This window comes from Actinomycetospora sp. NBRC 106378, from assembly GCF_030269685.1.
GTDB lineage: Bacteria > Actinomycetota > Actinomycetes > Mycobacteriales > Pseudonocardiaceae > Actinomycetospora.
In genome coordinates this window covers 164,275-188,020 of record NZ_BSTT01000007.1, presented here as the reverse complement: position 1 = coordinate 188,020, position 23,746 = coordinate 164,275, and the positions used below count along the sequence as shown (strand labels likewise).

The following is a 23,746-nucleotide window of genomic DNA, read 5'->3' as shown; positions in this document are numbered from 1 at the left end:
TGGATCGGGGGCATGGCGCACCCGTTCGACGCCCTGACCGCCGACGCGATGCGGGCGGGCGGCACGTGGAAGTGGTCGGGCCAGGGCGTCGCGGACGGCGTCGACCGGCACGGCCGGGAGCTCATCGGCGCGTTCGTCGCCGAGATGGACTTCCCGACGGCGGGTCCGGTCGCCGAGGCGGTCCGCGCGAGCGCCGACGCGTCCCGGTTCGGCTACCTCGCCGACGCGTGGGTCGCCGACCTCGCGGCCGCCTGCTCGGCGTTCTGGGCCGACCGGTTCGGCTGGTCGATCGACCCGGAGCGGATCCGGCCGGTCCCCGACGTCATGACCGCGTTGGTGGCGACGATCGAGCACGTCACGCCGCCCGGCAGCCCGGTCCTGCTGCCGATGCCCGCCTACATGCCGTTCCTGACGGTGCCCGGGCAGCTGGGGCGGGAGATGGTCCCGGTGCCGATGACCCGTGACCCCTTCGCGCTCGACCTCGACGCCCTGGACGCCGCGTTCACGTCGTCGGGCGCGCGGTTGCTCGTGCTGACCAACCCGCACAACCCCACGGGCCGGGTGTTCACCCGCGAGGAGCTCACCGCGGTGACGGCCGTGGTCGAGCGGCACGGAGCGCGGGTGTTCGCCGACGAGATCCACGCCCCGCTGACCTTCGACGGCCGGCCGCACGTCCCGTACGCGTCGACCTCGGAGACGGCGGCCGCGCACACCGTCACGGCGACCTCGGCGTCGAAGGCGTGGAACCTGCCCGGCCTCAAGTGCGGCCAGGTGATCCTGTCGAACGCCGCCGACGCCGCCACCTGGGCCGAACGCGGCTACCTCGCCGAGCACAGCACGGCGACGCCGGGTGTCCTCGCCTCGACGGCGGCGTACGCGCACGGCCGGGAGTGGCTCGACGACGTGCTGGCCTACCTCGACGGCAACCGTGCGCTGCTGCGCGAGGCGACCCTGCCCGGCGTCGGGACGGTGGTGCCGGAGGGGACGTACCTGGCGTGGCTCGACGCCACGGGGCTGGGGCTCGACGAGTCGCCGGCGGCGTTCTTCGCCCGGGAGGCGGGCGTGGTGATGACCGACGGCACGCGGTGCGGCGGGCCCGGCGGGATGCGGCTCACGCTGGCGACGCCGCGGCCGGTGCTGGCCGAGGCGCTGGAGCGGATGGCGGCGGCCCTCGCCTGAGTGGCAGGAAAGCGTCGTTGCCTGCATCCAGTGGCAGGGAAGCCACATCGTCGGCACCTAGGGTGGAGCCATGCCGCTGTCGTTCTCGGAGGAGCGCGAGACCGGCCTGGTCGCCGTCACGCTGACCGACGAGTCGGGTGAGGTCGTGCAGACCCGGGTGGTCGGCGCCGACGAACTGGCCCGGATCGCGGCCGCCGCCCGGCGCGCCGCCGCTCGGGCCCGGGAGCGGGGCGAACCGCTGTTCGTCACGCTGGACGAGCTCATCGACGACCCGCCGGACTGATCCACGGTGTGGGTTTCCTCCCACTGGACGCCAGCAACGACGCGTTCCTGCCGCGAGGGGGGAACACGACGGGGGATGGACGACGACCGCTACGCCCCGCCCGCCGACCTCGCCGCCCGCGCGAACGTCACCGCCGCCGACGAGGCCCGGCTGCGCGCCGAGGCCGAGGCCGACCTCGACGCCTTCTGGCTCGCCCGGGCCCGAGAGCTGGACTGGGAACGGGAGCCGACGGTCGGCTACGACGGCTCCGAGCACCCGTTCGTCACCTGGTTCGCCGACGGCCGGCTGAACGTCGCGCACAACTGCGTCGACCGGCACGTCGCCGCGGGCCGCGGGGAGAAGGTCGCGCTGTACTGGGAGGGCGAGCCGGGGGACCGGGTCGCCGTCACCTACGCGGACCTGCAGCGGCGGGTGGCGCAGGCGGCGCACGCGCTGACCGGGCTCGGCGTCGGGAAGGGTGACGTCGTCGTCGTGTACCTGCCGGTGCTCGTCGAGACGGTCGTCGTGATGCTGGCGTGCGCGCGGATCGGTGCGCTGCACTCGCTCGTCTTCGGCGGGTTCTCGGCCGAGGCGCTGCGCTTCCGCGTGACCGACGGGCGGGCGAAGGTCGTCGTCACCACCGACGGGCAGTACCGGCGCGGGAAGGCCGTCCCGGTCAAGGAGAACGCCGACCACGCCGTGACCGACACCGACGTCGAGCACGTGCTCGTCGTCCGGCGCACCGGGCAGGACGTGCCGTGGACCGAGGGCCGCGACGTCTGGTGGCACGACGTCGTCGACGGGCAGCCGGAGACGCACGACGCCGAGGCCTTCGACGCCGAGACGCCGCTGTTCCTCATCTACACGTCCGGGACGACGGGCCGGCCGAAGGGCCTGGTCCACACCATGGGCGGCTACCTGACGCAGACGGCGTGGACCGCGTGGGCGTGCTTCGACCACCGCGACGACGACGTCTACTGGTGCCAGGCCGACCTCGCCTGGGTCACGGCGCACACCTACGAGGTGTACGGCCCGCTCGCGAACGGCGTCACCCAGGTCCTCTACGAGGGCACGCCGGACACCCCGCACCGCGGCCGCCACTTCGAGATCCTCGCGCGCTACGGCGTCACCGTGTACTACACCGCGCCCACCCTGGTCCGGACGTTCATGACCTGGGGCGACGAGATCACCGACGGGCACGACCTGTCGTCGCTGCGCCTGCTCGGCAGCGTCGGCGAGGCGATCAACCCCGAGGCGTGGCGCTGGCTGCACTCCCACGTCGGCGGCGGGCGGTGCCCGATCGTCGACACCTGGTGGCAGTCCGAGACCGGAGCCGCGATGGTCGCGCCCCTGCCCGGCACGACGACGCTCAAGCCCGGCTCCGCGACGAAGCCGCTGCCCGGCGTCTCGGCGAAGGTGGTCCGCGAGGACGGCACCGACGCCGATCCCGACGAGGGCGGACTGCTCGTCGTCGACCGTCCCTGGCCGTCGATGGCCCGCACTGTCTGGGGCGACCCCGACCGCTACGTCTCCTCCTACTTCGAGCGCTTCCGCGCGCAGCGCTGGTACCTGGCGGGCGACGGCGCCCGCATCGACGCCGAGGGGTACGTCTGGTTGCAGGGCCGCGTGGACGACGTCATGAACGTCTCGGGGCACCGTCTGTCGTCGATCGAGCTGGAGTCGGCGCTCGTCAGCCACCCGCGGGTGGGGGAGGCCGGGGTGATCGGCGCGCCCGACCCGACGACGGGTCAGGCGGTCGTCGCCTTCGTCGTCACCCGCGGCGAGGGTGCGCCCGACGAGGACCTGACCGCGGACCTGCGGGCGCACGTCACCCGAGAACTCGGGCCGGTCGCGCGCCCGCAGCAGGTGCACGTCGTGTCGGTCCTGCCGAAGACCCGCTCCGGCAAGATCATGCGCCGGCTGTTGCTCGACCTGGCGTCGGGCCGGGAGCCGGGGGACACGACGTCGATCGTCGACCCGACCGCCCTCGACCAGGCACGGGCGGCGCTGCAGAGCTGACGGTGCGCGCCTGACGATGCGGCGGAACCCCCCACCGGATGACAGCAACGACGCTTTCCTGCCACGAGGGCGGGGGTCACGACGTCCGGATCACCGCACACGACTCCGCCGGCAGCACCACGGCCGCCTCGGAGAGCCCGACCTCGAACGGCGACCACACCACGTCGGTGGCCCCGTCCAGGGGCACGGTCGCCTCGCCCGCGCCGAGGTTCACCACGAGGCGCAGCGCTCCGCGGTGCACCACGAGGGTCCGGGCGCCCGGGTCGACGTCGACGTGCACCCGGTCCAGGCGCGGGTCGGCGAGCTCCCGCTCGGTGCGGCGCAGTGCGGTGAGCGAGCGGTAGACGTCGAGCAGCCATGCGTGCTGGCCCTCCTCGGGCTCGGACCAGTCGAGGCGGGAGCGCTCGAACGTGGCAGGGTCGGTGGGGTCGGGGACCTCCTCGGCGCCCCAGCCGTGCTCGGCGAACTCCCGTCGGCGTCCCTCGCGGACCGCGTCCTGCAGCCCAGGGTCGTCGAACCCGACGAAGAACGCCCACGGGGTCGAGGCGCCCCACTCCTCGCCCATCCAGATCATCGGCGTGAAGGGCGAGCAGAACACCAGCGCCGCGCCGCAGGCCAGGCGGCCGGGGGACAGCGACGCGGAGAGCCGGTCACCGCCCGCGCGGTTGCCGACCTGGTCGTGGTCCTGGAGGTAGGCGAGGAACCGCCACCCGGGCACGCGGTCGAGGTCGACGGGGCGCCCGTGGGTGCGGCCGCGGAACGTCGACCACGTCCCGGCGTGCACGTACGCCTCGCGCAGCACCGTCCCGAGGGTCTCCAGGTCGCCGAAGTCGACGTAGTAGCCCTGGGTCTCGCCGGTCAGCGTCGAGTGCAGGGCGTGGTGGATGTCGTCGCACCACTGGGCGTCCAGCCCGTAGCCGCCGGCCTCCCGGGGGGTGACCAGCCGCGGGTCGTTGAGGTCGGACTCGGCGATCAGCGTCAACGGCCGGCCCAGGGTGGCCTCCAGCCCCTGGACGTGGACCGCCATCTCCTCGAGCAGGTGGGTGGCCCGGGTGTCGCGCAGGGCGTGCACCGCGTCGAGCCGCAGCGCGTCCACCCCGAAGTCGACGAACCACATCGAGACGTTCTCGAGGATGTAGTCGCGCACGGTGTCCGAGCCGGGGCCGTCGAGGTTGAGCGCCGACCCCCAGTCGTTCGAGCCGGCGAAGTAGGGCCCGAAGCGGTCGAGGTAGGCCCCGGACGGCCCGAGATGGTTGTAGACGACGTCGACCGCGACGCCCAGGCCACGGTCGTGGCAGGCGTCGACGAACCGGCGGAATCCGTCGGGTCCGCCGTAGTTCTCCGTCACGGCGAACCACAGCACGCCGTCGTAGCCCCAGCCGCGGGTGCCGTCGAAGGCGTTGACGGGCAGGACCTCGACGATCGTCACGCCGAGCTCGACCAGGTGGTCGAGCCGCTCCACGGCGCTGTCGAAGGTCCCGCCGGGGGTGAACGTGCCCACGTGCAGCTCGTAGATCACCGCGCCCGGGAGACCCCGTCCCGTCCACCCGTCGTCGGGCAGGCCCGGCGGCGCCCAGACCTGCGAGGCGGCGTGGACGCCGTCGGGCTGGCGGCGCGAGCGCGGGTCGGGCAGCGGGTCCGCGCCGTCGAGGGAGTAGGCGTACGTGCTGCCCGGGCCGGCGCCGTCGACGACGGCGCTCCACCAGCCCTCCTCCGCCGCCATCGGCCACGTCACCCCGTCGACCACCACGGCCACCGAATCGGCCGTCGGAGCCCACACCGAGAACGCCCCGTCGACGCCCAGACCCGTCATGACGATGATCCTCCCGGCACGGACGACGCGTCGCCGTGCGAACCGGGTACACGCCCGCGGCGTTAGGGTCGGTCGCGCACGACGGCATGGAGGAGCAGCACGGATGTCAGCGAGCCCGGACGAGGACGGGGCCGGGGTCGACCCCCTGTTCGCCGGGGACGGCGACGTGGCCTCGGCCATGGCGGAGGTCGACTGGTCGGCGACCCCGCTCGGTCCGTCCCGGTCCTGGCACCAGGAGCTGCGCACCGTCGTCCGCGTCCTGCTGGCCTCGCGGTTCTCCATGTGGATGGCCTGGGGGCCGGAGCTCACGTTCTTCTACAACGACTCCTACCAGCGGGACACACTGCGTGGGAAGCACCCGTGGGCGCTGGGCCGCCCCTTCCGGGAGGTGTGGTCGGAGGTCTACGACGCGGTGCTGCCGCAGGTGACCGCCGTGACCGAGCGGGGTGAGTCCACGTGGGACGAGGACCTGCTGCTCCACCTCGAGCGCAACGGCTGGCCCGAGGAGACCTACCACACGTTCTCCTACAGCCCGCTGGCCGACGAGCAGGGCCGGATCCACGGGCTGTTCTGCGCGGTGACGGAGACCACGCCCCGGGTGCTCTCCGAGCGGCGGATGGCGTTCCTGCGCGACCTCGCGACGGCGATGACCACCGCGCGCACCACCGGGGAGGTCGCCGACGCCGCCGGCGAGGTCCTCGGCGGCGACCACGCCGACCTGCCGTTCGGACTGGTCTACCTCCGCGGTCCCGACGAGGACCAGGACCCCGACGACCTGCGGCTCGCCGCCGCCGTCGGGACGGCGCGCGGCGGCCCGGCGGCGCCGGTCACCGCGGGTCTCGACGACGGGTCCGGGCCCTGGCCGCTCGGGCGGGCACGGGAGGGCACCGTCCCGGTCGAGCTGCCCGCCGGAGTGCGCGACGCCGTGCCCGACGACTGCGACCGGGTCGTCCTCGTGCCGCTGCGCCCGCCCGGGGCCCCCTCCGGCGACCTGCTCGGCGTCCTCGTCGTCGGGCTCTCGCGCTTCCTCGCCTTCGACGACCTCTACCGCGACTTCGTGGAGCTCGTCGCCGGCCAGGTCACCTCCGGCGTGCTCGACGCGCGCGCCGGGGAGTCCGAACGACGGCGGGCCGAGGCGCTGGCCGAGCTCGACGAGGCGCGGCGCCGGTTCTTCGCCGACGCCAGCCACGAGCTGCGCACGCCGCTCACGCTGATCTCGGGGCCCGTCGACGGGCTGCTCGCAGCCCCCGACCTCGCGCCCGCCCGGGCGCGCGCCGACCTCGAGGTGGTCGCCCGCAACACCCGGCGCCTCACCCGGCTCGTCGGCGACCTGCTGGAGGTGGCCCGGCTGCAGGCCGGCAGCGCCGAGCCCCGCCGCAGCCCCGTCGACCTCGGGCGCCTCACCGCCGACGTCGCCGGGATGGTGGCCTCGGCGATGGAACGTGGCGGCCTCGACTACGTCGTGGACGCCCCGGCGTGGGGGACGTCGGTCTCCCTCAGCCGGGTCGGCTGGGAGCGCATCGTGCTCAACCTCGTCGCGAACGCGCTCAAGTACACGCAGACCGGCACCGTGACCGTGCGGTTGCGTCGCGAGGGCGGCCGCGCGGTCCTCACCGTGGCCGACACCGGGATCGGGATCGCCGCCGACGAGCTGCCGCGGCTCTTCGAGCGGTTCCACCGGGTGGAGGGCGCCTGGGCCCGCAGCGCCGAGGGCAGCGGGATCGGGCTCGCGCTGGTCCGCGAGCTCGTCGAGTACGACGGCGGGTCGGTCGAGGTCGCGAGCGAACCCGGCCGGGGGACCACCTTCACCGTGCTGATGCCGGTCACCGAGCTCCGCGGCGACGCGGCGGACGCCGAGGACACCGAGGACGGCTCCGGCCGGTCCCGTGCCCTCGTCGACGAGGCGGAGCTGTGGGTGCCCGCCGACCCGACCCCGCCCGGGCCCGACCCCGACCGGGGCGTGATCGGCCGCGTCCTGGTGGCCGACGACAACGCGGACATGCGGGCGTACGTGAGCCGGCTGCTCGCTCCCCGGTGCACCGTGGTGACGGCGGTCGACGGCGACTCCGCCCTCGAGCTGGCCCTGGCCGACCCGCCCGACATGGTGGTCTCCGACGTCATGATGCCGGGCCGCGACGGCCTCGGGCTGCTGGCGGCGCTGCGCGCGGACCCGCGCACCTCCCGCGTCCCGGTGCTGCTGCTCTCCGCGCGCGCCGACGAGGAGGCGGCGGTCGAGGGGCTGGCCGCGCAGGCCGACGACTACCTGGTCAAGCCGTTCGCCCCCGGCGAGCTGCAGGCCCGTGTGCAGGCCCACCTGCAGCTGAGTCGGGCCCGGCGGGAGGCGGAGGCCCGCTTCACCGCGGTCGCCGATCTCGCCCCGGCGATGATCTGGGTCTCCGACGCCGAGGGCCGGCGGGTCTTCCTCAACGCCGGGTGGACGCGGTTCACGGGACGCGACCGGGCCGGGGAGCTCGGCGAGGGCTGGGTCACGGGGATGCACCCGCTCGACCGGGCGGGCTACGACGAGGCGGTCGGCCTCGCCCGCGCCGAGGGGCGCAGCTGGGAGACCGACTTCCGGCTGCGGCACGTGGACGGCACGTACCACCGCCTCGTCGAGCAGGCCACGCCCGTGCCCGGGCCCGACGGCCGGGCGACCGGCTGGGTCGGTGCCGCCGTGGACGTGGAGACCCGGCTGCGGGAGGCCGACCGAGCCCGCCTGCTCGCCGAGGTCGGCGCGGGCATGGAGTCCACCGACACCGTCGCGGGGCGGTTGCGCGAGCTCGCGCGGGTGCTGCGCGAGGCGGGTCTGGCCGATCGCGTCGAGATCGACGAGAAGGGCGACGTCGACGTCGACGACGTCGACGACGGCGAGGACGGCCACCGGCTCCGGCGTCCGTTGCGGGTGCGCGACCGGACGATCGGGGTGGTCGTGCTCGAGCGGGACCCGACCGCCGCCGCGTGGTCGGAGGCCGACCGCGGCCTCGTCGAGGAGGTCGTCGCCCGCGTCCTGCCGAGCTTGGACAACGCGCTGCTCTACGCCGACGAGCGCAGCGCCGCCCACCGGCTCGGGATCGTGCAGCACGCCACGGCGGCCTTCTCCGCGGCCGCGACCCCGTCCGAGGTCGGGCGGGCGATGATGGAGCACATCGTCGAACTCCTCGGGGAGGACGCCCAGGCGGCGGTCTTCGAGTACGACCGCGCCGCGCGCGAGCTCCGGATGGTCGCCCGCCGTCCGCAGTCGCGCGACCCGCGGTCGAACGGTGACGTCGTGTCCCTGGGCGCCGACACCCTGCTCACCCGCGCCGTGCGCTCCGAGCGGTCCGTCTGGGTGCACGAGCCCGAGCCCGGCGAGCCCGAGGACGCGCAGGACCCGGAGCTGGTGGCCCTCATGCGCGCCCGGGGCATGCGCAAGGTGGTGACCGTGCCGCTGATCGCGGCGGGGAACGTCGTCGGCGCCCTGGCCGTCGGCCGGGACGTCCTGGGCCGGCTCGACGCGGGGGAGCGCACGACGCTGCTGGCACTCGCCGAGCCCTGCGCGGTCGCCCTCGACCGCGCCCGCCTCTTCCGGGCCGAGCACGAGATCGCGCAGACCCTGCAGCGCTCCCTGCTGCCGCAGGCGCTGCCGGAGGTGGCGCGGCTGCCGGTCGCCGTCCGCTACCTCCCGGGCGCGGTCGGGACCTCGGCGGGCGGCGACTGGTACGACGTCGTCGAGGTCGGCTCCCACCACGTCGCGGTGGTCGTCGGCGACGTCGTGGGGCAGGGAACCGCCGCGGCGGCCGTCATGGGACAGCTCCGCACCGCGCTGTCCGGGTACCTGCTCGCGGGCCACGGTCCCGGGCCCGCCCTCGACCTCCTCGACGGGCTCGTCGCCCGGGTGCCCGGCGCCCGGGCCTCCACCGCGATCTGCGTGCTCGTCGACACCGACTCCGGCGAGGTCCGCTGGGCGCGCGCGGGCCACCTGCCCGCCCTGCTCGTCGACGGGGCCGGCCCCCGGCTGCTGACCGACGCCGCCGGACACGGCCCGCTGCTCGGCCTCGCCCAGGAGTCGCGGGTGCCGCGGACCGAGGGCGTCGTGACCATCGCCGACGGCGACGACCTCGTGCTCTACACCGACGGCCTGGTGGAGCGCCGCGGGGAGTCCCTCGACGAGGGCCTCGACCGCCTCGTCGCGGTCGCCGCGGCCCGACCCGACGTCGCTCCCGAACCGACGGCGACCTACCTGCTCGACGCCCTCGCCCCGAGCGAGGCGATCGACGACGTCGCGGTCGTGGTGCTGCGGCTGGCGCCCTCGCCGATGACCCGCACCTTCCCGGCGGATCCCGCCGAGCTCGCACGGATGCGCCGGGCGGTCCGGGCCTGGTCGGGGCCGGCGGGCCTGCGCGACGAGGTCGCGGAGGACCTCCAGCTCGCGCTCGGCGAGGCCGCCACGAACGCCGTGGAGCACGCGTACGGCGCGGTCCCGCCCGCCGGTGCCGAGGTCACCGTCACCCTCACCGTCCAGCCCGACGGCGGCGCCGCGGTGGCCGTCACCGACCACGGCACGTGGCGGGAGATCCCGACCGATCCCGGGCACCGGGGCCGTGGACTGTCCCTCATCCGGGCGCTGGCCTCCGACGTGGTGCTCGACACCGGGTCGGAGGGCACGACGGTGTCCTTCACGGTGCCGCCGGCGCGGCGCTCCGGCCGCAGCGACCGGGAGGTACCCGCCTCCGCGTCGGCCCCCGACCGCGAGGTGTCGGTGACCGTCGACGGCGGCACCGTCCGGGTCGCCGGGGACCTCGACCTCGCCGGGGCCGAGGTGCTGGCCCGGGTCGTCGCCACCCCGCCCGCGCCGACGTGGTCGGTCGACGTCACCGGGGTCGGGTACCTCGCGAGCGCCGGCATCGGCGTGCTGCTCACCTCGGCCGACGCCGGGGCGACGCTGGTGCTCCCGGAGACCGGGCCTGCCGCCCGCGTCCTCGCCCTCAGCGGGCTCGCCTCGCCGCGGGAGGCCGCCCGGTCCTGACCGGCCCCGCCACCCCTGTTCGGCGACGCGCGGGGGCGGGCACCCGACGGTCATGGAGTACAGGCAGCTGGGCCGGTCGGGACTCAAGGTCTCGACGATGACGATGGGCACGATGACCTTCGGCGGCCGGGGCATGTTCGAGCAGCTCGGCACGACCGACGTCGAGGGCGCCACCCGCCAGATCGACCTCTGCGTCGAGCACGGCGTGAACCTCGTCGACACCGCGGACATGTACTCGGCGGGCGGGTCCGAGGAGATCGTCGGACAGGCGACGAAGAACCACCGCGACGACGTCTACCTCGCCACCAAGATGCGCTTCCCGATGGGCGACGGTCCGAACGACGGCGGTGCCTCCCGCGCCCGCATCGTGCGGTCCTGCGAGGACAGCCTGCGTCGCCTCGGCGTCGAGCACATCGACCTCTACCAGCTCCACGGCTGGGACGGGCAGACCCCGCTCGAGGAGACCCTCGAGGCCCTCGACACGCTGGTGCGCAAGGGCAAGATCCGCTACATCGGCTGCTCGAACTACTCGGCCTGGCACATCATGAAGGCGCTGGCCGTCTCCGAGCGCGGCGAGTTCCAGCGCTTCGTCTCCCAGCAGATCCACTACACCCTGCAGGCCCGCGAGGCCGAGAACGAGCTGGTCCCGGTCTCGATCGACCAGGGACTCGGCATCCTCGTGTGGAGCCCGATCGCCGGCGGCCTGCTCTCGGGCAAGTTCCGGCGCGGCCAGGACGACCCGGAGACCTCCCGCCATCTCGGCGAGTGGTCCGAACCGCCGGTGCACGACCGCGAGCGGCTCTACGACATCATCGAGGTCGCCGCGGAGATCGCGGACGGCCACGGGGTGTCGGTGGCCCAGGTGGCCAACGCCTGGCTGCTGCACAAGCCCGGGGTCACCTCGCTGGTGATCGGAGCGCGCACCGAGGAGCAGCTGGCCGACAACCTCGCCGCAGCCGACCTCGCCCTGTCCGACGACGAGATCCGCCGCCTCGACGAGGTCTCGGCGATGCCACTGCTCTACCCCTACTGGCACCAGAAGAACACGATCACCGACCGGCTCTCCCCGGCCGACGCGACGCTGCTGGGCTGATCGCGCAGCCACGCCCCTCGGGTGATCTCACTCCGGCTTCATCCGGCATCCTGGGGGCGTGGCGGCGTCGGGAGCGGTGCGGGCGGGGACGGGCGCGCGCAAGAAGTCCCAGCACGAGACGAACAAGCGCATGATCGTCGAGACCACCGCGTGGATCACCGCGATCGCCGCCGCGCTCACGGTCGGGCTGCAGGCGGCGATCTCGGCGACCGCCTCGGCCCCCGACGTGCCGCGCGTGACGCCGCTGGAGTACCAGTACACGCGCCCGCAGGAGGGGCCGCTCGTCTACACGCCCTTCACGCGGTGACGCGGTGCTCCAACTCTGGTTCGTCTCGCGGGCCCTCGGGGCCATGGGTCTGCTGCTGCTCAGCCTCGTCGTCGTCCTGGGAATCCTGCACAACACCTCGGTGGTGAAGAACGCGGACCTGGGCCTGCCCCGGTTCGTGCTCGTCGCGCTGCACCGCAACCTCTCGCTCATCACGGTCGTGTTCGTGGTGCTGCACGTGGTGACGGTGCTGGTCACCGACTACGTGCACCTGCGCGTGGTGGACGTGTTCGTGCCCGGGATCGCGCTGTACAACCCGATCGGCGCGGCGATGGGCACCCTCGCCTTCGACCTGATCATCGCGATCATCGTGACCTCGGTGCTGCGGTCCCGGATCTCGCGACGCGTGTGGTTCTGGGTGCACTGGTCCTCGTACCTGTGCTGGCCGGTCGTGGTGGCGCACGCGGTGCTCAACCTGTCGTTCCGCGGTACGACGTGGTGGACGCTCGGGGTGCCGCTGCTCTCGACCGTCGCCATCGTCGGCGCGCTCCTCTACCGCCGCCGCGACACCCGGCGGACCTCCGTCCCGGTGTCCGAACGCGGCCGGGTGCCGGAGGAGGCGATCCGCGCGGTCACGGGGGAGGTGCCCGTGGTGCGGGCGGCGCCCTCCCCGGCGGGCGAGGCCGTGACCGAGACGATGTCGCCCGTCGACGCGCAGACCGAGGTGCTGCCCACGGTGGCTCCGGCCCGCCGGGTGGTCCCGCTCGCGCCGAGACGGCGGCCGTAGCCCCGCGAGGTGCACGCCAGGCAGGTCCCGGACCGGTGATCCCCGCCTGGTGTGACCCTCGCCAACGGCCCAGCGGGCCCGACCTGCCCGGCCCCGTCCGAACCCTCCGCGAGGTGCACGCCAGGCAGGTTCCGGAGGCTCGGATCCTGCCTGGTGTAGCTCTCGCGGAGCGGCGGCGGCCGTCAGGCCGGGCGCACGAGCAGCGCGACGGGGTAGCGGGCGAGGAGGTCCGCCAGGGCCGGGGCGGAGCCGTCGACGGCCTCACCGGTGACCATGTCGGTCCAGTCGGACGCGCCGGCGGGCAGCGGGAGGACCGTGTCGGCCCAGCCCCCGGCCGCCTCCAGCCCCACCGGGAGCCGCGTCGCCACGACCACGAGACGCTCCCGTCCGGCGGGGCCGCCCCGGGCGAACGCCACGGCGTGGTCGGCGGCCGGACCCGAGGCCGGCAGCGGGGCGTACCCGTCGAACAGCTCGGGGCGGAACCGGCGCAGGCGCAGCGCGGCCGCGGTCACGAGCAGCTTCGTCGCGCCGTCGGGGTCGTCCCCCGGCGGCAGCCATCCGCCGTCGATGCGCGCCAGCAGCTCGCGACGGCGGGCGAACTCGACGGGACGCCGGTTGTCCGGGTCGACCAGCGAGTACTCGAACAGCTCCGTGCCCTGGTAGACGTCCGGCACGCCCGGACCGGCGATCTGCAGCAGCTTCTGACCGAGTGAGTTCGACCGGCCGTACGCGTCGATCCCCGCCACGAACGACTCGATCTCGCCGACCGTCTCCGCGTCGCCCAGCACCTGGGCCGGCCACGCCGCGATCTGCTCGTCGACCTCGGCGTTCGCGTCGACGTGGGCCGTGACGAGCTTCGCCTCCTTCGACGCCTTCGTCAGGTAGCCGACGAGCCGGTCCTCGGTGAGCGGCCACGCCCCGATCACCGACTGCCACGCGAGCAGCTCGAGGGACGGCGACGGGAGGGGGTGGCGAGCCGAGTGCGTGCGCAGGAACGCGCCCCACTCCGCGGTGAGCTCGGACAGCACCGCGAGCCGGCCGCGGACGTCCTCGGAACGCTTCGTGTCGTGCGTGGAGAGCGTCGTCATCGCCAGCGGCGTGGCCGCCTCGCGGTGGGCGGCGGCCGTGTGGAACTCGGCGGGGGAGACCCCGAACCGGTCGGGGGCGCCGCCGACCTCGTTGAGCGCGACGAACCGGTTCCACCGGTAGAACGTGGTGTCCTCGACGCCCTTGGCGGTGACCATCCCGCTGGTCTGCTCGACCCGCAGCGTCAGCGGCCCGTCCGGGTCGGCGATCATCGCCGCCCGGATTCGGCGGACCACGGGCGCCAGCTCGGGCCGCGCCGTCGCGGCCGTGTCGACCGCCCGCTCCAGGTCGGCCCGCCCCTCGGGGAGGTACGACCGGTACACCGGGTAGGCCGCCAGCAGCTCCGCCACCGCGTCCTGCACGACGTCGTCGGACTCCTCGCCGTCCGGCACCAGGCGCGCGATGCGGCGAACCTCGGCGACCAGGATCTCGTCGGTGACCAGCCGCTTCGCGACGTGCTCGGCCACCGACAGGCGCCGGCGTTCCCCGGTGTGCTCGGCCGCGATCTGCTCGATCAGCGACTCGCCGCGCAGGTCGACGAACAGGCCGCAGACCTCGCGCAGTGCGTCGTAGCCCGTGGTGCCGTCGGCCGGCCACGACGCCGGCAGCGCCTCGACGGCGCCGTCCGCGCGCAGCGAGGTGATCTTCTCCACCAACAGCCAGGCGTCGTCACCCAGCCGCTCGCGGAGCCGTCGCAGGTACGCGCCGGGCGCGGTCAGCCCGTCGGGGTGGTCGATGCGCAGGCCGCTGACGACGTCGGGATCGGACCCGACCCAGCGCAGGACCTCGGCGTGGGTCGCGTCGAAGACCTCCGGGTCGTCCACGCGGACGGCCGCGAGGTCGGAGACGTCGAAGAACCGGCGGTAGGTCAGCTCGGCGTTGCCGCGCCGCCAGTGCACGAGCCGGTAGTGCTGCCGCTCGTGCACCTCCTGCGCGGTGCCCTCGCCCGTCCCCGGCGCCACGGGGTAGCGGTGCTCGAAGTACCGCAGCTCGGAGCCGTCGTCGGACAGCTCGAGCTTCTCGACGTCCTCCGGTGACCCGAGCACCGGGATGAGGATCGGCACCGAGAGGTCGACGTCGTACCAGGACGCGTACGGCGACTCCGGCCCGAGCGCCAGCAGCGACCACCACGACGGGTTGGCGGCCGGCACCGCGACGCCCATGTGGTTGGGCACGAGGTCGATCAGCGCCTTCAGCCCGGCCTCGCGCAGCGCGCCGATCAGGGCCACGCGCGCCTGCTCACCGCCGAGTTCGTCGTTGACCTTCGTGGGGTCGACGACGTCGTACCCGTGCATCGAGCCGGGGGAGGGCTGCAGCAGCGGGGAGCAGTACAGCGCCCCCGCCCCGAGGTCGTCGAGGTAGCCGACCAGGTCGGTCGCGGCGGCGAAGGTCTGCTCGGGGGAGAGCTGGAGCCGGTAGGTCGAGGAGGGGATGCGTCCGCTCACGAGCCCGCATCCGTCTTCTGCAGCAGCAGCGTCGACCGCGCCGCGAGGGTCACGGTGTCCCCGCCGCCGAGCGTCTCGAGGTCCGCGGGCAGGGCGTCGACGGTGGTCTGCGCCGTCGACCGCGCCGTGCCGACCACCACCATCCCGTCGACGGTGTCGAGGACGGTGGCCCACCGGTCGGGCAGACCGGCGCCCGGCAGCGTCACCTCGACGTCCTCGTGGTGGGCGTTGAACACCAGCAGGAACGAGTCGTCGACGACCCGCTGGCCGCGCTGGTCGGCCTCGAGGATGCCGTCGCCGTTGAGGAAGACCGTCAGGGTCGCCGCGCCGCCCTGCCAGTCCTCGTCGGTCATCTCCTCGCCGGAGGGGGTGAACCACGCGATGTCGCGCTGCGGCTCGTCGGAGGAGCCGGGCAGGGCGGGGCGGATCTCACGGCCGTTGAAGAACCGCCGACGGCGGAACACCGGGTGCGCCGCGCGGAGGGCCGAGACCTCGCAGGTGTAGCCCATGAGCGCCGAGTCGGACTTCTCCGGCGCCCACTCCATCCAGGAGATCTCGGAGTCCTGGCAGTAGCCGTTGTTGTTGCCGTCCTGCGTGCGGCCCTGCTCGTCGCCGTGCAGCAGCATCGGCACGCCCTGGGACAGGAACAGCGTGGCGAGGAAGTTCCGCCGCTGGCGCTGGCGCAGCTCGAGCACGGCGGCGTCGTCGGTCGGGCCCTCGACGCCGCAGTTCCACGAGTTGTTGTCGTCGGCGCCGTCCTGGCCGCCCTCGCCGTTGGCCTCGTTGTGCTTCTCGTTGTAGGAGACGAGGTCGTTGAGCGTGAAGCCGTCGTGCGCGGTGACGAAGTTGATCGAGGCGTAGGGGCGCCGGCCGTCGTCCTGGTAGAGGTCCGAGGACCCGGTGAGCCGGGCGGCGAACTCGCCGAGCGTGCCCGGCGTACCCCGCCAGAAGTCGCGGACGGTGTCGCGGTACTTGCCGTTCCACTCGGTCCACGCGGGCGGGAAGTTGCCCACCTGGTAGCCGCCCGGCCCGACGTCCCAGGGCTCCGCGATGAGCTTGACCTGCGAGATCACCGGGTCCTGCTGGACCAGGTCGAAGAAGGTCGACAGCCGGTCGACGTCGTAGAACTCGCGGGCGAGGGTGGACGCGAGGTCGAACCGGAAGCCGTCGACGTGCATCTCGGTGACCCAGTAGCGCAGCGAGTCCATGATCAGCTGCAGCGTGTGGGGCTGGCGGACGTTGAGCGAGTTCCCGGTGCCCGTGTAGTCCATGTAGTACTGCGGCTGGTCGTCGACCAGGCGGTAGTAGGCCTGGTTGTCGATCCCGCGCATCGAGAGCGTGGGCCCCTGGTGGTTGCCCTCGGCGGTGTGGTTGTAGACCACGTCGAGGATGACCTCGATGCCGGCGGCGTGCAGGTCACGCACCATCGCCTTGAACTCCTGCACCTGCGAGCCGGGCGCGCTGGACCCGGTCGGGCCGGTGCTCGCGTAGCCGAAGTGCGGGGCGAAGAAGGCGATCGTGTTGTAGCCCCAGTAGTTGCGCAGGCTGCGCTGCACGAGCGCGTCGTCGTGCACGAACTGGTGCACCGGCATGAGCTCGATCGCGGTGATCCCGAGCCGCTGCAGGTGGGAGATCGTCGCCGGGTGGGCGACCGCGGAGTACGTCCCGCGCATCTCCTCGGGGATGTCCGGGTGCTGGTAGGTCAGCCCCTTGACGTGCGCCTCGTAGATCACGGTCTCGTGGTACGGCGTGCGGGGCGGCCGGTCGTCGTGCCAGTCGAAGAACGGGTTGACGACGACGGCCTTCGGCACGTGCTGCGCCGAGTCGTCGTGGTTGACCTCGTCCGCGTTCTCGAAGTGGTACCCGAACAGCGACTCGTCCCAGGCGTAGGTCTGCCCGAGCGAACCGTCGATCGACTTCGCGTACGGGTCGATCAGCAGCTTGTGCGGGTTGCAGCGCTGGCCCGCCTCGGGATCGAGGGGCCCCTCCACCCGGTAGCCGTAGCGCTGCCCGGGGACGACGCCGGGCAGGTAGCCGTGCCAGACGAACCCGTCACGCTCGGGCAGCGGGATGCTCGTCTCGGACCCGTCGGTGTCGTACAGACACAACGTCACCCCGGTGGCGACCTCGCTGAACAACGCGAAGTTGGTGCCGGCGCCGTCGTAGGTGGCGCCCAGCGGGTAGGACGTGCCCGGCCAGGGCTGCATCGATTCTCCTCAACACCTCGAACACCGACAGGTCGCCGACCCGGGCCACGCTACCGGCCCGCACCGACACCCCGCGGTCGTTAGGCTCCGGCGCGTGGCGACCGTCTTCACCAAGATCATCAACGGCGAGATCCCCGGGCGATTCGTGTGGTCCGACGACCAGGTCGTCGGGTTCCTCTCGATCAACCCGTTGGGGCCCGGCCACACCCTCGTGGTGCCCCGCGAGGAGATTGACCAGTGGATCGACGCGCCAACCGGGCTCTTCGAGCACGCGATGACGACGGCCCGGACCATCGGCACCGTCCTCCGCGACGTCTTCGAGCCCCCGCGGGTCGCCCTCATGATCGCCGGCTTCGAGGTGCCGCACCTGCACGTCCACGTCCACCCCGCGTGGGGGCTGGAGGCCTTCGACTTCACCCAGGCCGCCGCCGACCCCGACCAGGCCGCGATGGACGACCAGGCCGAGCGGATCCGCGCCGGCCTGCGGGCGGCGGGCCACGGCGACCAGGTGCCCGCCTGATGCAGCTCATCCTCGCCCGCCACGCCGAGCCCGAGGCCGCCGAGGCCGGCCCGGACGGTGCCCCGGCGGACCCGGAGCTCTCCTCCCGCGGCCGTGTCCAGGCGAGCGCGCTCGGGTGGTGGGCCGCGAACAACACCAGCGAGAAGATCACCGAGATCGTCGTCTCCGGGATGCGGCGGGCGCAGGAGACCGCGCAGCCGGTGGCCGACGCGCTCGGTCTGACGCCCGTGGTCGAGACCGACCTCGCGGAGTTCGACCTCGGTCGCTCCTCCTACACCCCGGTCCACCAGCGGATCGACTCCGACGACCCGGACTGGGAGCGGATCAAGGAGGGCTTCCTCCCCGAGTTCGTCGACGTCGGGGCCTTCACCGCCCGGGTGCGCGGCGCCTTCGACCGCATCCTGGCGCGCCACGCCGACGCCGGCCGCGAGTCGGTGCTGGTCGTCTGCCACGCGGGCACGATCAACATGTTCCTCGCGCTCGAGCTCGCCCTGGCCCGGCCCCTGACGTTCCCGCTGGACCACGCGGGCCTGAGCCGGGTCCTCGTGTCCCGCTCGGGGACCCGCAAGGTGCGGTCGGTCAACGAGACGGGCCACGTGGCGGACCTCTTGTGACCGTGGAGGGGGAGCCCGACCCGGACGCGCTCCCCGGTCAGGCGCGGATGGTCGCGTTCGTCGACGCCTCCGTGGCGATCGCGCTCACGCTGCTCGTCCTGCAGCTCACCGAGTTGGTGCCCTCCGACGACCGGCCCGCCGGACCGCCGCAGGATCTCGTCCTCGACAACCTCTCGGTGTTCGGCAGCTTCGTGCTGAGCTTCGCCGTCATCGGCCGCTTCTGGCTGGTCCACCACCGGCTCTTCGGCTTCGGTGCGCGTCTCACACGGGGCCTGGTGCTGCTCAACCTCCTGTGGGTGCTGACCATCGTCGTCCTGCCGTTCACGACGCAGATGGTCTCCACCTACGGCTCGGAGCCGTTCGTGCTGCGCCTCTACATCGCGGTGCTCGCGGTGTGCAGCGGGCTGCTGACGGCGATGACCGTGCTCATGCGCCGGACCGGGCTCGCCGAGGGCGACCTCCGCCGCCCCCCGGACGTCTTCGTCACCCGCATGATCGCCGCGACGGGCAACGTCGTCCTCGCCTTCCTGCTCGCCGTGGTCGTCCCCGCCGTCGGGTACCTCGCGCTGCTCGCCCTGCTGCTCGACCCGCTCACGACGCGGTTGGTCGCCCGCCTCCGGCGTCGGTGACGCTCGCCCTGCCGAGGGTGCGGGGACGTGGTTCTGTTCGGGAGACAAGCCCGTCACGGCTCTTACGGAGGCGCGTCGCATGCCGCAGCAGGGCACCACCGAGGAACGCAGCCTCGCGCACTGGGCCGAGGAGGGCCGCGCGGGGATGGAGGCGTTCTACGCCCTCGCCGTCGAGGACTACCGGCAGATCGTCGCCGCCCGGGACTGGGCCGCCGACCTGCGCGGCCACGCCCGGGGCGCTGCCACCACGGTGCTCGACGTGGCCTGCGGCAGCGGGAAGTTCCCCGCCGAGCTGCAACGGCGGGGCCTCGCGGACGCCGTCGGCGACCTCCGGGTCGAGATCGACCTGCTCGACCCGTCACCGTTCTCGATCGCCGAGGCCCGCTCGGTGCTCGCAGCGCCGTTCACCGTCGGCGCCGAGCACGAGTGCCGGATCCAGGACCTGCCCGACGACGCCGGCGGGTTCGACGTCGCCTGGGCCACGCACGCCCTCTACGCCGTCCCGCCCGCCGAGATCGGCGCGGGGATCGCGCGGATGGTCGCGGCGCAGCGCCCGGGCGGGTTCGGCGCGATCGTCCACGCGTCCGCGGACTCGCACTACCTGCGCTTCGCGGAGGCGTACCGCGCCACCTTCGCCCCGGACGCGGTGCCCTTCACCACCGCCGAGCAGGTCCGCGAGGCGCTCGTCGGGGCCGGCGTCGAGCCCGCCGTCGCCCCGATCCACTACGACGTCGGCCATCCCGACCGGGCCGTGATCGAGGGCTTCCTCCAGCGCTGCGTCTTCGACGACTCGGTCTCGCTCGACCGCATGGAGTCCGAGGGCGCGGTGGGGGAGTACCTCGCCGGTCGGCGGAACGACGACGGATACCGCTTCACCCAGGTCGTCCACGTCCTCACATGGGAGAGACCCGCATGAACCCGCACCTCAGCGAAGCCACCGCGGCCGGTGCCCCCGACGACGTCGCCCCCGCCTGGGACGGCGACAACGAGCAGTGGTGGGACTGGTACATGTCCCTCGCCGGCACCGAGGCGCCGAGGACCCCGGTCGAGATCCCCGCCTCCGACCCCGGCCCGCTCCCCGGCGACGCGGCCGTGATCGCCGAGTTCGCCGAGCCCTACGACCTGCCCCTCGGGGCGGCCGGGGCCTTCGCCGCCGACGGCTTCGTCGTCCTGCCCCGCGTGGTGTCCCCGGGCGCGGCGGAGGTGCTGCGCCGGCGCCTCACCGACCTTCTCGCCACGACGACCGGGTCAGCACTGCGCGCCCGCGAGATGATGTGGCTGGAGGACCCGCTGGTCCGGGCGGCCGTCCTGTCGCCGCGCATCGCCGGCATCTGCGCGGCGCTCCTCGGCCACGACACGCTGCGGCTCTACCACGACAGCGCGCTCTGCAAGGAGCCCGGCGCGGGCCGCACCCCCTGGCACTACGACGCCCACCACTTCCCGCTCGACTCCCACGACGTGATCTCGACGTGGATGCCGCTGCAGGCGGTCCCGGCGGCGATGGGTCCGCTCTCGTTCGCACGCGGGATGGACACGTGGAAGCTGGTGGCCGACGTGCCCTTCGACAAGGTCGGGACCTCCTACGACCTGACGGTGTCGGAGACCCTGCGCGACGCGGGCGTCGTGGTCCACGACGAGCCGTTCGCGCTCGGCGACGTCAGCTTCCACTCGACGCTGTGCTTCCACACCGCGGGCGCGAACCACACGACGCAGCCGCGCATGGTGCTGGGCGCGACGTACTACGCCGACGGGGCTCGCGTGATCGACCGCCCCACGATGGTCAGCGGGGACTGGCGGCTCTTCGTGCCCGACACCGAGCCGGGCGAGACCGCGGCGAGTGCCCACAACCCGATCGTCACCGATCGCTCCTGACCCCTTCCCGACGACGGGTGGGGCTGGTTGTGTTGCAGCGCACACGGAATTCCGCAGGGAGGGTTCGATGACGTACCGCCTGACCGCCAGCTACCACCACCCCGCCGACAAGGACGCCTTCGTCGCGCACTACCGCGACACCCACGCGCCGCTGGCAGCGAAGCTGCCCGACCTCCGGTCGTTCACGTGGGGCGTCTGCGAGACGCCGGACGGGTCGCAGCCGGCCCACGCGCTGATCGCGGTGCTGGACTGGGACTCGAAGGAGGCCGCCCAGGCCTCGCTGGGCTCCGAGCCCGGTCAGGCGGCCGTGGCCGACCTGGACACCTTCGCCCAGGCCGGGGTCGACATGGAGTTCCAGGAGCTCACGACGACCGTGTGACGTCGGGCCGTGGCGGCCGTTCCGACGGCCGCCACAGCTCGGCCCGTTCGGCCCGCCGCTCGCGACCGTAGCGGGCGGTCCGCGTCCGGCTGAGCAGCACGGCGACCACCCGCACCACCAGCCCGAGGAGCAGCAGCGGCGGGACGTGCACCCCGTCGGGCACGGGCAGCGCGACCATCACGAGGCTCAGCCCCGCGAGCACCGCCCCCGCGATCACGAGCGGCGCGAGGACCGGATCCCGCCGCCACGCGCGGGCCGCCGCGGGCCGGATCGTCGGGGGTACCGACCGCCGCAGGGCGACGACGACGAGGCCGACGACGGCGAGCACCGCGACGACCGCCACCCCGTGCCCGATCGCGCCCGCGCCCGCCGAGGCGCCCGCCCGCGACGTCGGGAGCCGTGGGGCGAGCGAGACGCCGACGACTGCGGCCGCGAGGAACAGCAGCGTCATCACCAGCCCCGCCCGACGGACCAGGCCGAGCATCGCGAGCGGCACGTTGAAGGCGGCGGGCTCCAGGGTCGGGTCGAGCGCGAGCGCATCGGCGAATGCGCGCAGGGCCCGCCGCGAGCGGCCGAGGGTGAGGTCGACCACGCCGAGGGCGTTGAGGTTCGCCGGGTCGTCCGGCCGCAGACGCACCGCCTCCTGCAGGCGGGGGAGGGCTGCGCGCGCGCCCCGGCGGCCGTGCGTCGAGGCGAGGACCTGTCCGAGCGCGTAGTGCGCGTGGTCGTTCTCCGGCGCGAGCTGCACCGCGTACTCGCCGTGGGCCCGCGCGCGGTGGTAGTCCGCCCGGCCCTCGCTCCCCAACATCTGGGCGAGCAGGACGTGGGCCGTGACCTGGTGCGGGTCGTGGAGCAGCAGCTCCTCGGCGGTCGCGACGGCCTCCGGGAACCGTCGGGCGTGGTAGAGCGTGTCGAGCCGGCTGGTGAGGTGCGCGCGCGGGGGGAGACCGAGCGCGGCGGCCCGGTCGAGGGCCGCGAGCGCGTCGTCGTGATGGCCGACCCGCTGCTCGAGCAGGGCGAGCACGTGGAAGGCGGCGGCGTCGTCCGGGTCCTCGGCGAGGGCGCGGGCGATCTCGGGGCGCGCCCGGTCGTACTGCCGGGCGTCGACGAGCAGGCCCGCACGGCGCCGGGCCTCTCCGGGGCTCACAGCAGCTTGTGGCGCTTCATGTACGTGGCGAGCTCGTCGTAGGAGCCGTCGCCGTTGGCGTACAGCGCCACCTGGCGGGCGGTGGTGAACCACGGGCCGGTCGAGGGCCGTACCTCGGCGGCGGCTGCGAGCAGGTCCTCCTGGGTGATCATCCGGGCGGTGCCGGTGCTCACCGAGTCGAGCAGGGCGCGCTCCGTCGCGGCCTCGCAGAGGTGGGCGAGGTCGGCGCCGGAGAACCCCGCGGTGCGCGCGACGAGGGGCTTGAGGCGGACGTTCTCCACCGGACGGTCGCGCAGGTGGTACTCCAGGACGGCCCGCCGGGCGTCGTCGTCCGGCGGCACCACGAGGACCGTCCGGTCGAACCGTCCGGGCCGCCGGAGGGCCGGGTCGACGTCCCACGGCATGTTGCTCGCCGCCAGCACGAACACGCCCTCGTTGTCCGCCGACACCCCGTCGAGCTCGGCGAGCAGCTGGGTGATGACCTGCCGCAGCACCCCGCCGACGACCGCCGACCGCTTCTGCGCGATCCCGTCGAGCTCGTCGAGGAAGAGGACACACGGCGCCGCGGCGCGGGCGGCGAGGAAGACGTCGTGCATGTTCCGCTCGGAGCGGCCGGCCCACTGGTCGAGCACGTCGTGGATGCCGATCGAGAGGAAGCTCGCGCCCAGCTCACCCGCGAGCGCCCGCGCGAAGAAGGTCTTGCCGCACCCCGGGGGCCCGTAGAGCAGCAGCCCGCCGCGCAGGCTCTTGCCGTAGAGCGCCCGCAGCTTCTCGTGGCGCAGCGGTGCCAGGAACGCCGCCTCCAGGCGCTTCTTCACCGCGTCCATGCCGCCGACGTCGGCCAGGCGCAGGTCCGGGCGCTCCACCGCGAACCGGCCACCGCCTGACGGCGGGTGCGCCGGGACGCGCTCCGGCTCCTCGGTCTCGGCCGCGAACCGGGGCCCGACGACGTCGCTGACCTCGGCCTCGGCGGCGTCCCAGTCGAAGGAGGGCTTCCCGACGGCGGCCGGGGCCGGCTCGGGCGGTTCGGTCGCGGCGGGTGCCAGCGCACGGGCCATCAGCGCGGCCGCCCCGGCGTGCCCCGGCTCGCGGCCGAGCACGGCCGCCACGTGGGAGATCGCCTCCTGCTGCTCCCCGGCGTCGAGCAGCAGCCCGGCCAGGTGCAGCCGCAGCGTCGCGTCCTCCGGGGCCGCCGCGACCGCGGCTCGCAGGCTGTCGAGCAGGGGATCCGCGCCGCTCACGTCCGGCACCCTAGCCAGTTCCCGGCCTGCCGCAGCTTCGCAGGAGCGACGAGGTCGTCTCCCTCGTCCTGCGTGTCCGGGACCGGCGGCGGGTGGGACGGCTCATGCGTCGCGCACACCGTCGGGCGGGGTCGGGGACGGGGTGCGGTGACTCCTCCGCGTCGCGCGGACAACTGTGTGCGC

At 74.0% G+C, this 23,746-nt stretch carries 18 protein-coding genes; 13 read left to right on the top strand and 5 right to left on the bottom strand.

All coding sequences use genetic code 11. From position 1 onward, the window contains the following. The first annotated feature begins 12 nt into the window (after nucleotides 1–12). The 3 genes from QSK00_RS17595 (at nucleotide 13) to acs (ending at nucleotide 3,460) form a co-directional block, all read left to right on the top strand. A complete protein-coding gene (locus tag QSK00_RS17595; protein WP_285592452.1) occupies nucleotides 13–1,179 on the top strand; it encodes a MalY/PatB family protein in 1,167 nt (388 codons plus the stop codon). Between the two features lie 70 nt (nucleotides 1,180–1,249). Then, nucleotides 1,250–1,462: a hypothetical protein gene (locus tag QSK00_RS17590; protein WP_285592451.1), complete on the top strand. Its 213-nt coding sequence runs from the start codon at nucleotides 1,250–1,252 to the stop codon at nucleotides 1,460–1,462. A 75-nt stretch (nucleotides 1,463–1,537) separates the two neighbouring features. After that, entirely contained in the window at nucleotides 1,538–3,460 is a 1,923-nt protein-coding gene (acs, locus tag QSK00_RS17585; protein ID WP_285592450.1) for an acetate--CoA ligase, read from the top strand. A 76-nt stretch (nucleotides 3,461–3,536) separates the two neighbouring features. Here the strand turns inward: acs and treZ are convergent, their stop codons facing one another. Further along, the gene (gene treZ / locus QSK00_RS17580; protein WP_285592449.1) at nucleotides 3,537–5,273 is read right to left on the bottom strand and encodes a malto-oligosyltrehalose trehalohydrolase; all 1,737 of its coding nucleotides are present in this window, start codon (nucleotides 5,271–5,273) and stop codon (nucleotides 3,537–3,539) included. Between the two features lie 103 nt (nucleotides 5,274–5,376). Between treZ and QSK00_RS17575 the strand changes: the two genes are divergently transcribed. From QSK00_RS17575 to QSK00_RS17560, 4 genes are read left to right on the top strand one after another with little or no spacing between them, the layout of a single operon-like run. Then, the gene (locus tag QSK00_RS17575) at nucleotides 5,377–10,278 is read left to right on the top strand and encodes a SpoIIE family protein phosphatase (RefSeq protein ID WP_285592448.1); all 4,902 of its coding nucleotides are present in this window, start codon (nucleotides 5,377–5,379) and stop codon (nucleotides 10,276–10,278) included. Between the two features lie 52 nt (nucleotides 10,279–10,330). Beyond that, on the top strand, nucleotides 10,331–11,371 hold the full coding sequence (locus QSK00_RS17570; RefSeq protein WP_285592447.1) for an aldo/keto reductase: 1,041 nt from the start codon (nucleotides 10,331–10,333) through the stop codon (nucleotides 11,369–11,371). A 58-nt stretch (nucleotides 11,372–11,429) separates the two neighbouring features. Further along, nucleotides 11,430–11,678 carry a hypothetical protein gene (locus QSK00_RS17565; RefSeq protein WP_018331567.1) on the top strand — a complete coding sequence of 83 codons (249 nt, stop codon included), beginning with the start codon at nucleotides 11,430–11,432 and terminating at the stop codon, nucleotides 11,676–11,678. Nucleotides 11,679–11,682: 4 nt separating this feature from the next. Beyond that, nucleotides 11,683–12,423, top strand: a complete 741-nt coding sequence (locus QSK00_RS17560; RefSeq protein WP_285592446.1) for a ferric reductase-like transmembrane domain-containing protein — start codon at nucleotides 11,683–11,685, stop codon at nucleotides 12,421–12,423. Between the two features lie 182 nt (nucleotides 12,424–12,605). Here the strand turns inward: QSK00_RS17560 and treY are convergent, their stop codons facing one another. Both treY and glgX read right to left on the bottom strand, forming a co-directional pair. Next, the gene (treY, locus tag QSK00_RS17555; protein ID WP_285592445.1) at nucleotides 12,606–14,954 is read right to left on the bottom strand and encodes a malto-oligosyltrehalose synthase; all 2,349 of its coding nucleotides are present in this window, start codon (nucleotides 14,952–14,954) and stop codon (nucleotides 12,606–12,608) included. Beyond that, nucleotides 14,951–17,161 carry a glycogen debranching protein GlgX gene (gene glgX, locus QSK00_RS17550; protein ID WP_285592444.1) on the bottom strand — a complete coding sequence of 737 codons (2,211 nt, stop codon included), beginning with the start codon at nucleotides 17,159–17,161 and terminating at the stop codon, nucleotides 14,951–14,953. Before glgX ends, treY begins: the two co-directional genes overlap by 4 nt. Nucleotides 17,162–17,255: 94 nt before the next feature. Between glgX and QSK00_RS17545 the strand changes: the two genes are divergently transcribed. The 6 genes from QSK00_RS17545 to QSK00_RS17520 all read left to right on the top strand — a co-directional run bounded on the left by QSK00_RS17545 (nucleotide 17,256) and on the right by QSK00_RS17520 (nucleotide 21,175). Further along, nucleotides 17,256–17,681, top strand: a complete 426-nt coding sequence (locus QSK00_RS17545; RefSeq protein WP_285592443.1) for an HIT family protein — start codon at nucleotides 17,256–17,258, stop codon at nucleotides 17,679–17,681. After that, the gene (locus QSK00_RS17540) at nucleotides 17,681–18,295 is read left to right on the top strand and encodes a histidine phosphatase family protein (protein WP_285592442.1); all 615 of its coding nucleotides are present in this window, start codon (nucleotides 17,681–17,683) and stop codon (nucleotides 18,293–18,295) included. Before QSK00_RS17545 ends, QSK00_RS17540 begins: the two co-directional genes overlap by 1 nt. After that, entirely contained in the window at nucleotides 18,292–18,924 is a 633-nt protein-coding gene (locus QSK00_RS17535) for a TMEM175 family protein (protein WP_285592441.1), read from the top strand. The genes QSK00_RS17540 and QSK00_RS17535 overlap by 4 nt, the downstream gene beginning before the upstream one ends. Before the next feature lie 79 nt (nucleotides 18,925–19,003). Continuing rightward, the gene (locus tag QSK00_RS17530) at nucleotides 19,004–19,840 is read left to right on the top strand and encodes a class I SAM-dependent methyltransferase (RefSeq protein ID WP_285592440.1); all 837 of its coding nucleotides are present in this window, start codon (nucleotides 19,004–19,006) and stop codon (nucleotides 19,838–19,840) included. After that, nucleotides 19,837–20,796, top strand: coding sequence for a phytanoyl-CoA dioxygenase family protein (locus QSK00_RS17525; RefSeq protein WP_285592439.1), 960 nt, complete (start codon nucleotides 19,837–19,839; stop codon nucleotides 20,794–20,796). Before QSK00_RS17530 ends, QSK00_RS17525 begins: the two co-directional genes overlap by 4 nt. Before the next feature lie 67 nt (nucleotides 20,797–20,863). Beyond that, on the top strand, nucleotides 20,864–21,175 hold the full coding sequence (locus QSK00_RS17520; protein ID WP_285592438.1) for an EthD family reductase: 312 nt from the start codon (nucleotides 20,864–20,866) through the stop codon (nucleotides 21,173–21,175). Here QSK00_RS17520 and QSK00_RS17515 read toward each other — a convergent pair. Together QSK00_RS17515 and QSK00_RS17510 are read right to left on the bottom strand one after the other, a co-directional pair. After that, the gene (locus QSK00_RS17515; protein WP_285592437.1) at nucleotides 21,159–22,322 is read right to left on the bottom strand and encodes a tetratricopeptide repeat protein; all 1,164 of its coding nucleotides are present in this window, start codon (nucleotides 22,320–22,322) and stop codon (nucleotides 21,159–21,161) included. The genes QSK00_RS17520 and QSK00_RS17515 overlap by 17 nt on opposite strands. Next, nucleotides 22,319–23,563 carry an ATP-binding protein gene (locus QSK00_RS17510; RefSeq protein ID WP_285592436.1) on the bottom strand — a complete coding sequence of 415 codons (1,245 nt, stop codon included), beginning with the start codon at nucleotides 23,561–23,563 and terminating at the stop codon, nucleotides 22,319–22,321. Before QSK00_RS17510 ends, QSK00_RS17515 begins: the two co-directional genes overlap by 4 nt. Nucleotides 23,564–23,746: the final 183 nt, after the last annotated feature.

Excerpts from the sequence above, each read along its gene's own strand:
- QSK00_RS17595 (WP_285592452.1), top strand. The coding sequence starts at position 13 with ATGGCGCACCCGTTCGACGCCCTGACCGCCGACGCGATGCGGGCGGGC.
- QSK00_RS17590 (WP_285592451.1), top strand. The coding sequence starts at position 1,250 with ATGCCGCTGTCGTTCTCGGAGGAGCGCGAGACCGGCCTGGTCGCCGTC.
- acs (WP_285592450.1), top strand. The coding sequence starts at position 1,538 with ATGGACGACGACCGCTACGCCCCGCCCGCCGACCTCGCCGCCCGCGCG.
- treZ (WP_285592449.1), bottom strand. The coding sequence starts at position 5,273 with ATGACGGGTCTGGGCGTCGACGGGGCGTTCTCGGTGTGGGCTCCGACG.
- QSK00_RS17575 (WP_285592448.1), top strand. The coding sequence starts at position 5,377 with ATGTCAGCGAGCCCGGACGAGGACGGGGCCGGGGTCGACCCCCTGTTC.
- QSK00_RS17570 (WP_285592447.1), top strand. The coding sequence starts at position 10,331 with ATGGAGTACAGGCAGCTGGGCCGGTCGGGACTCAAGGTCTCGACGATG.
- glgX (WP_285592444.1), bottom strand. The coding sequence starts at position 17,161 with ATGCAGCCCTGGCCGGGCACGTCCTACCCGCTGGGCGCCACCTACGAC.
- QSK00_RS17540 (WP_285592442.1), top strand. The coding sequence starts at position 17,681 with ATGCAGCTCATCCTCGCCCGCCACGCCGAGCCCGAGGCCGCCGAGGCC.
- QSK00_RS17530 (WP_285592440.1), top strand. The coding sequence starts at position 19,004 with ATGCCGCAGCAGGGCACCACCGAGGAACGCAGCCTCGCGCACTGGGCC.
- QSK00_RS17525 (WP_285592439.1), top strand. The coding sequence starts at position 19,837 with ATGAACCCGCACCTCAGCGAAGCCACCGCGGCCGGTGCCCCCGACGAC.
- QSK00_RS17520 (WP_285592438.1), top strand. The coding sequence starts at position 20,864 with ATGACGTACCGCCTGACCGCCAGCTACCACCACCCCGCCGACAAGGAC.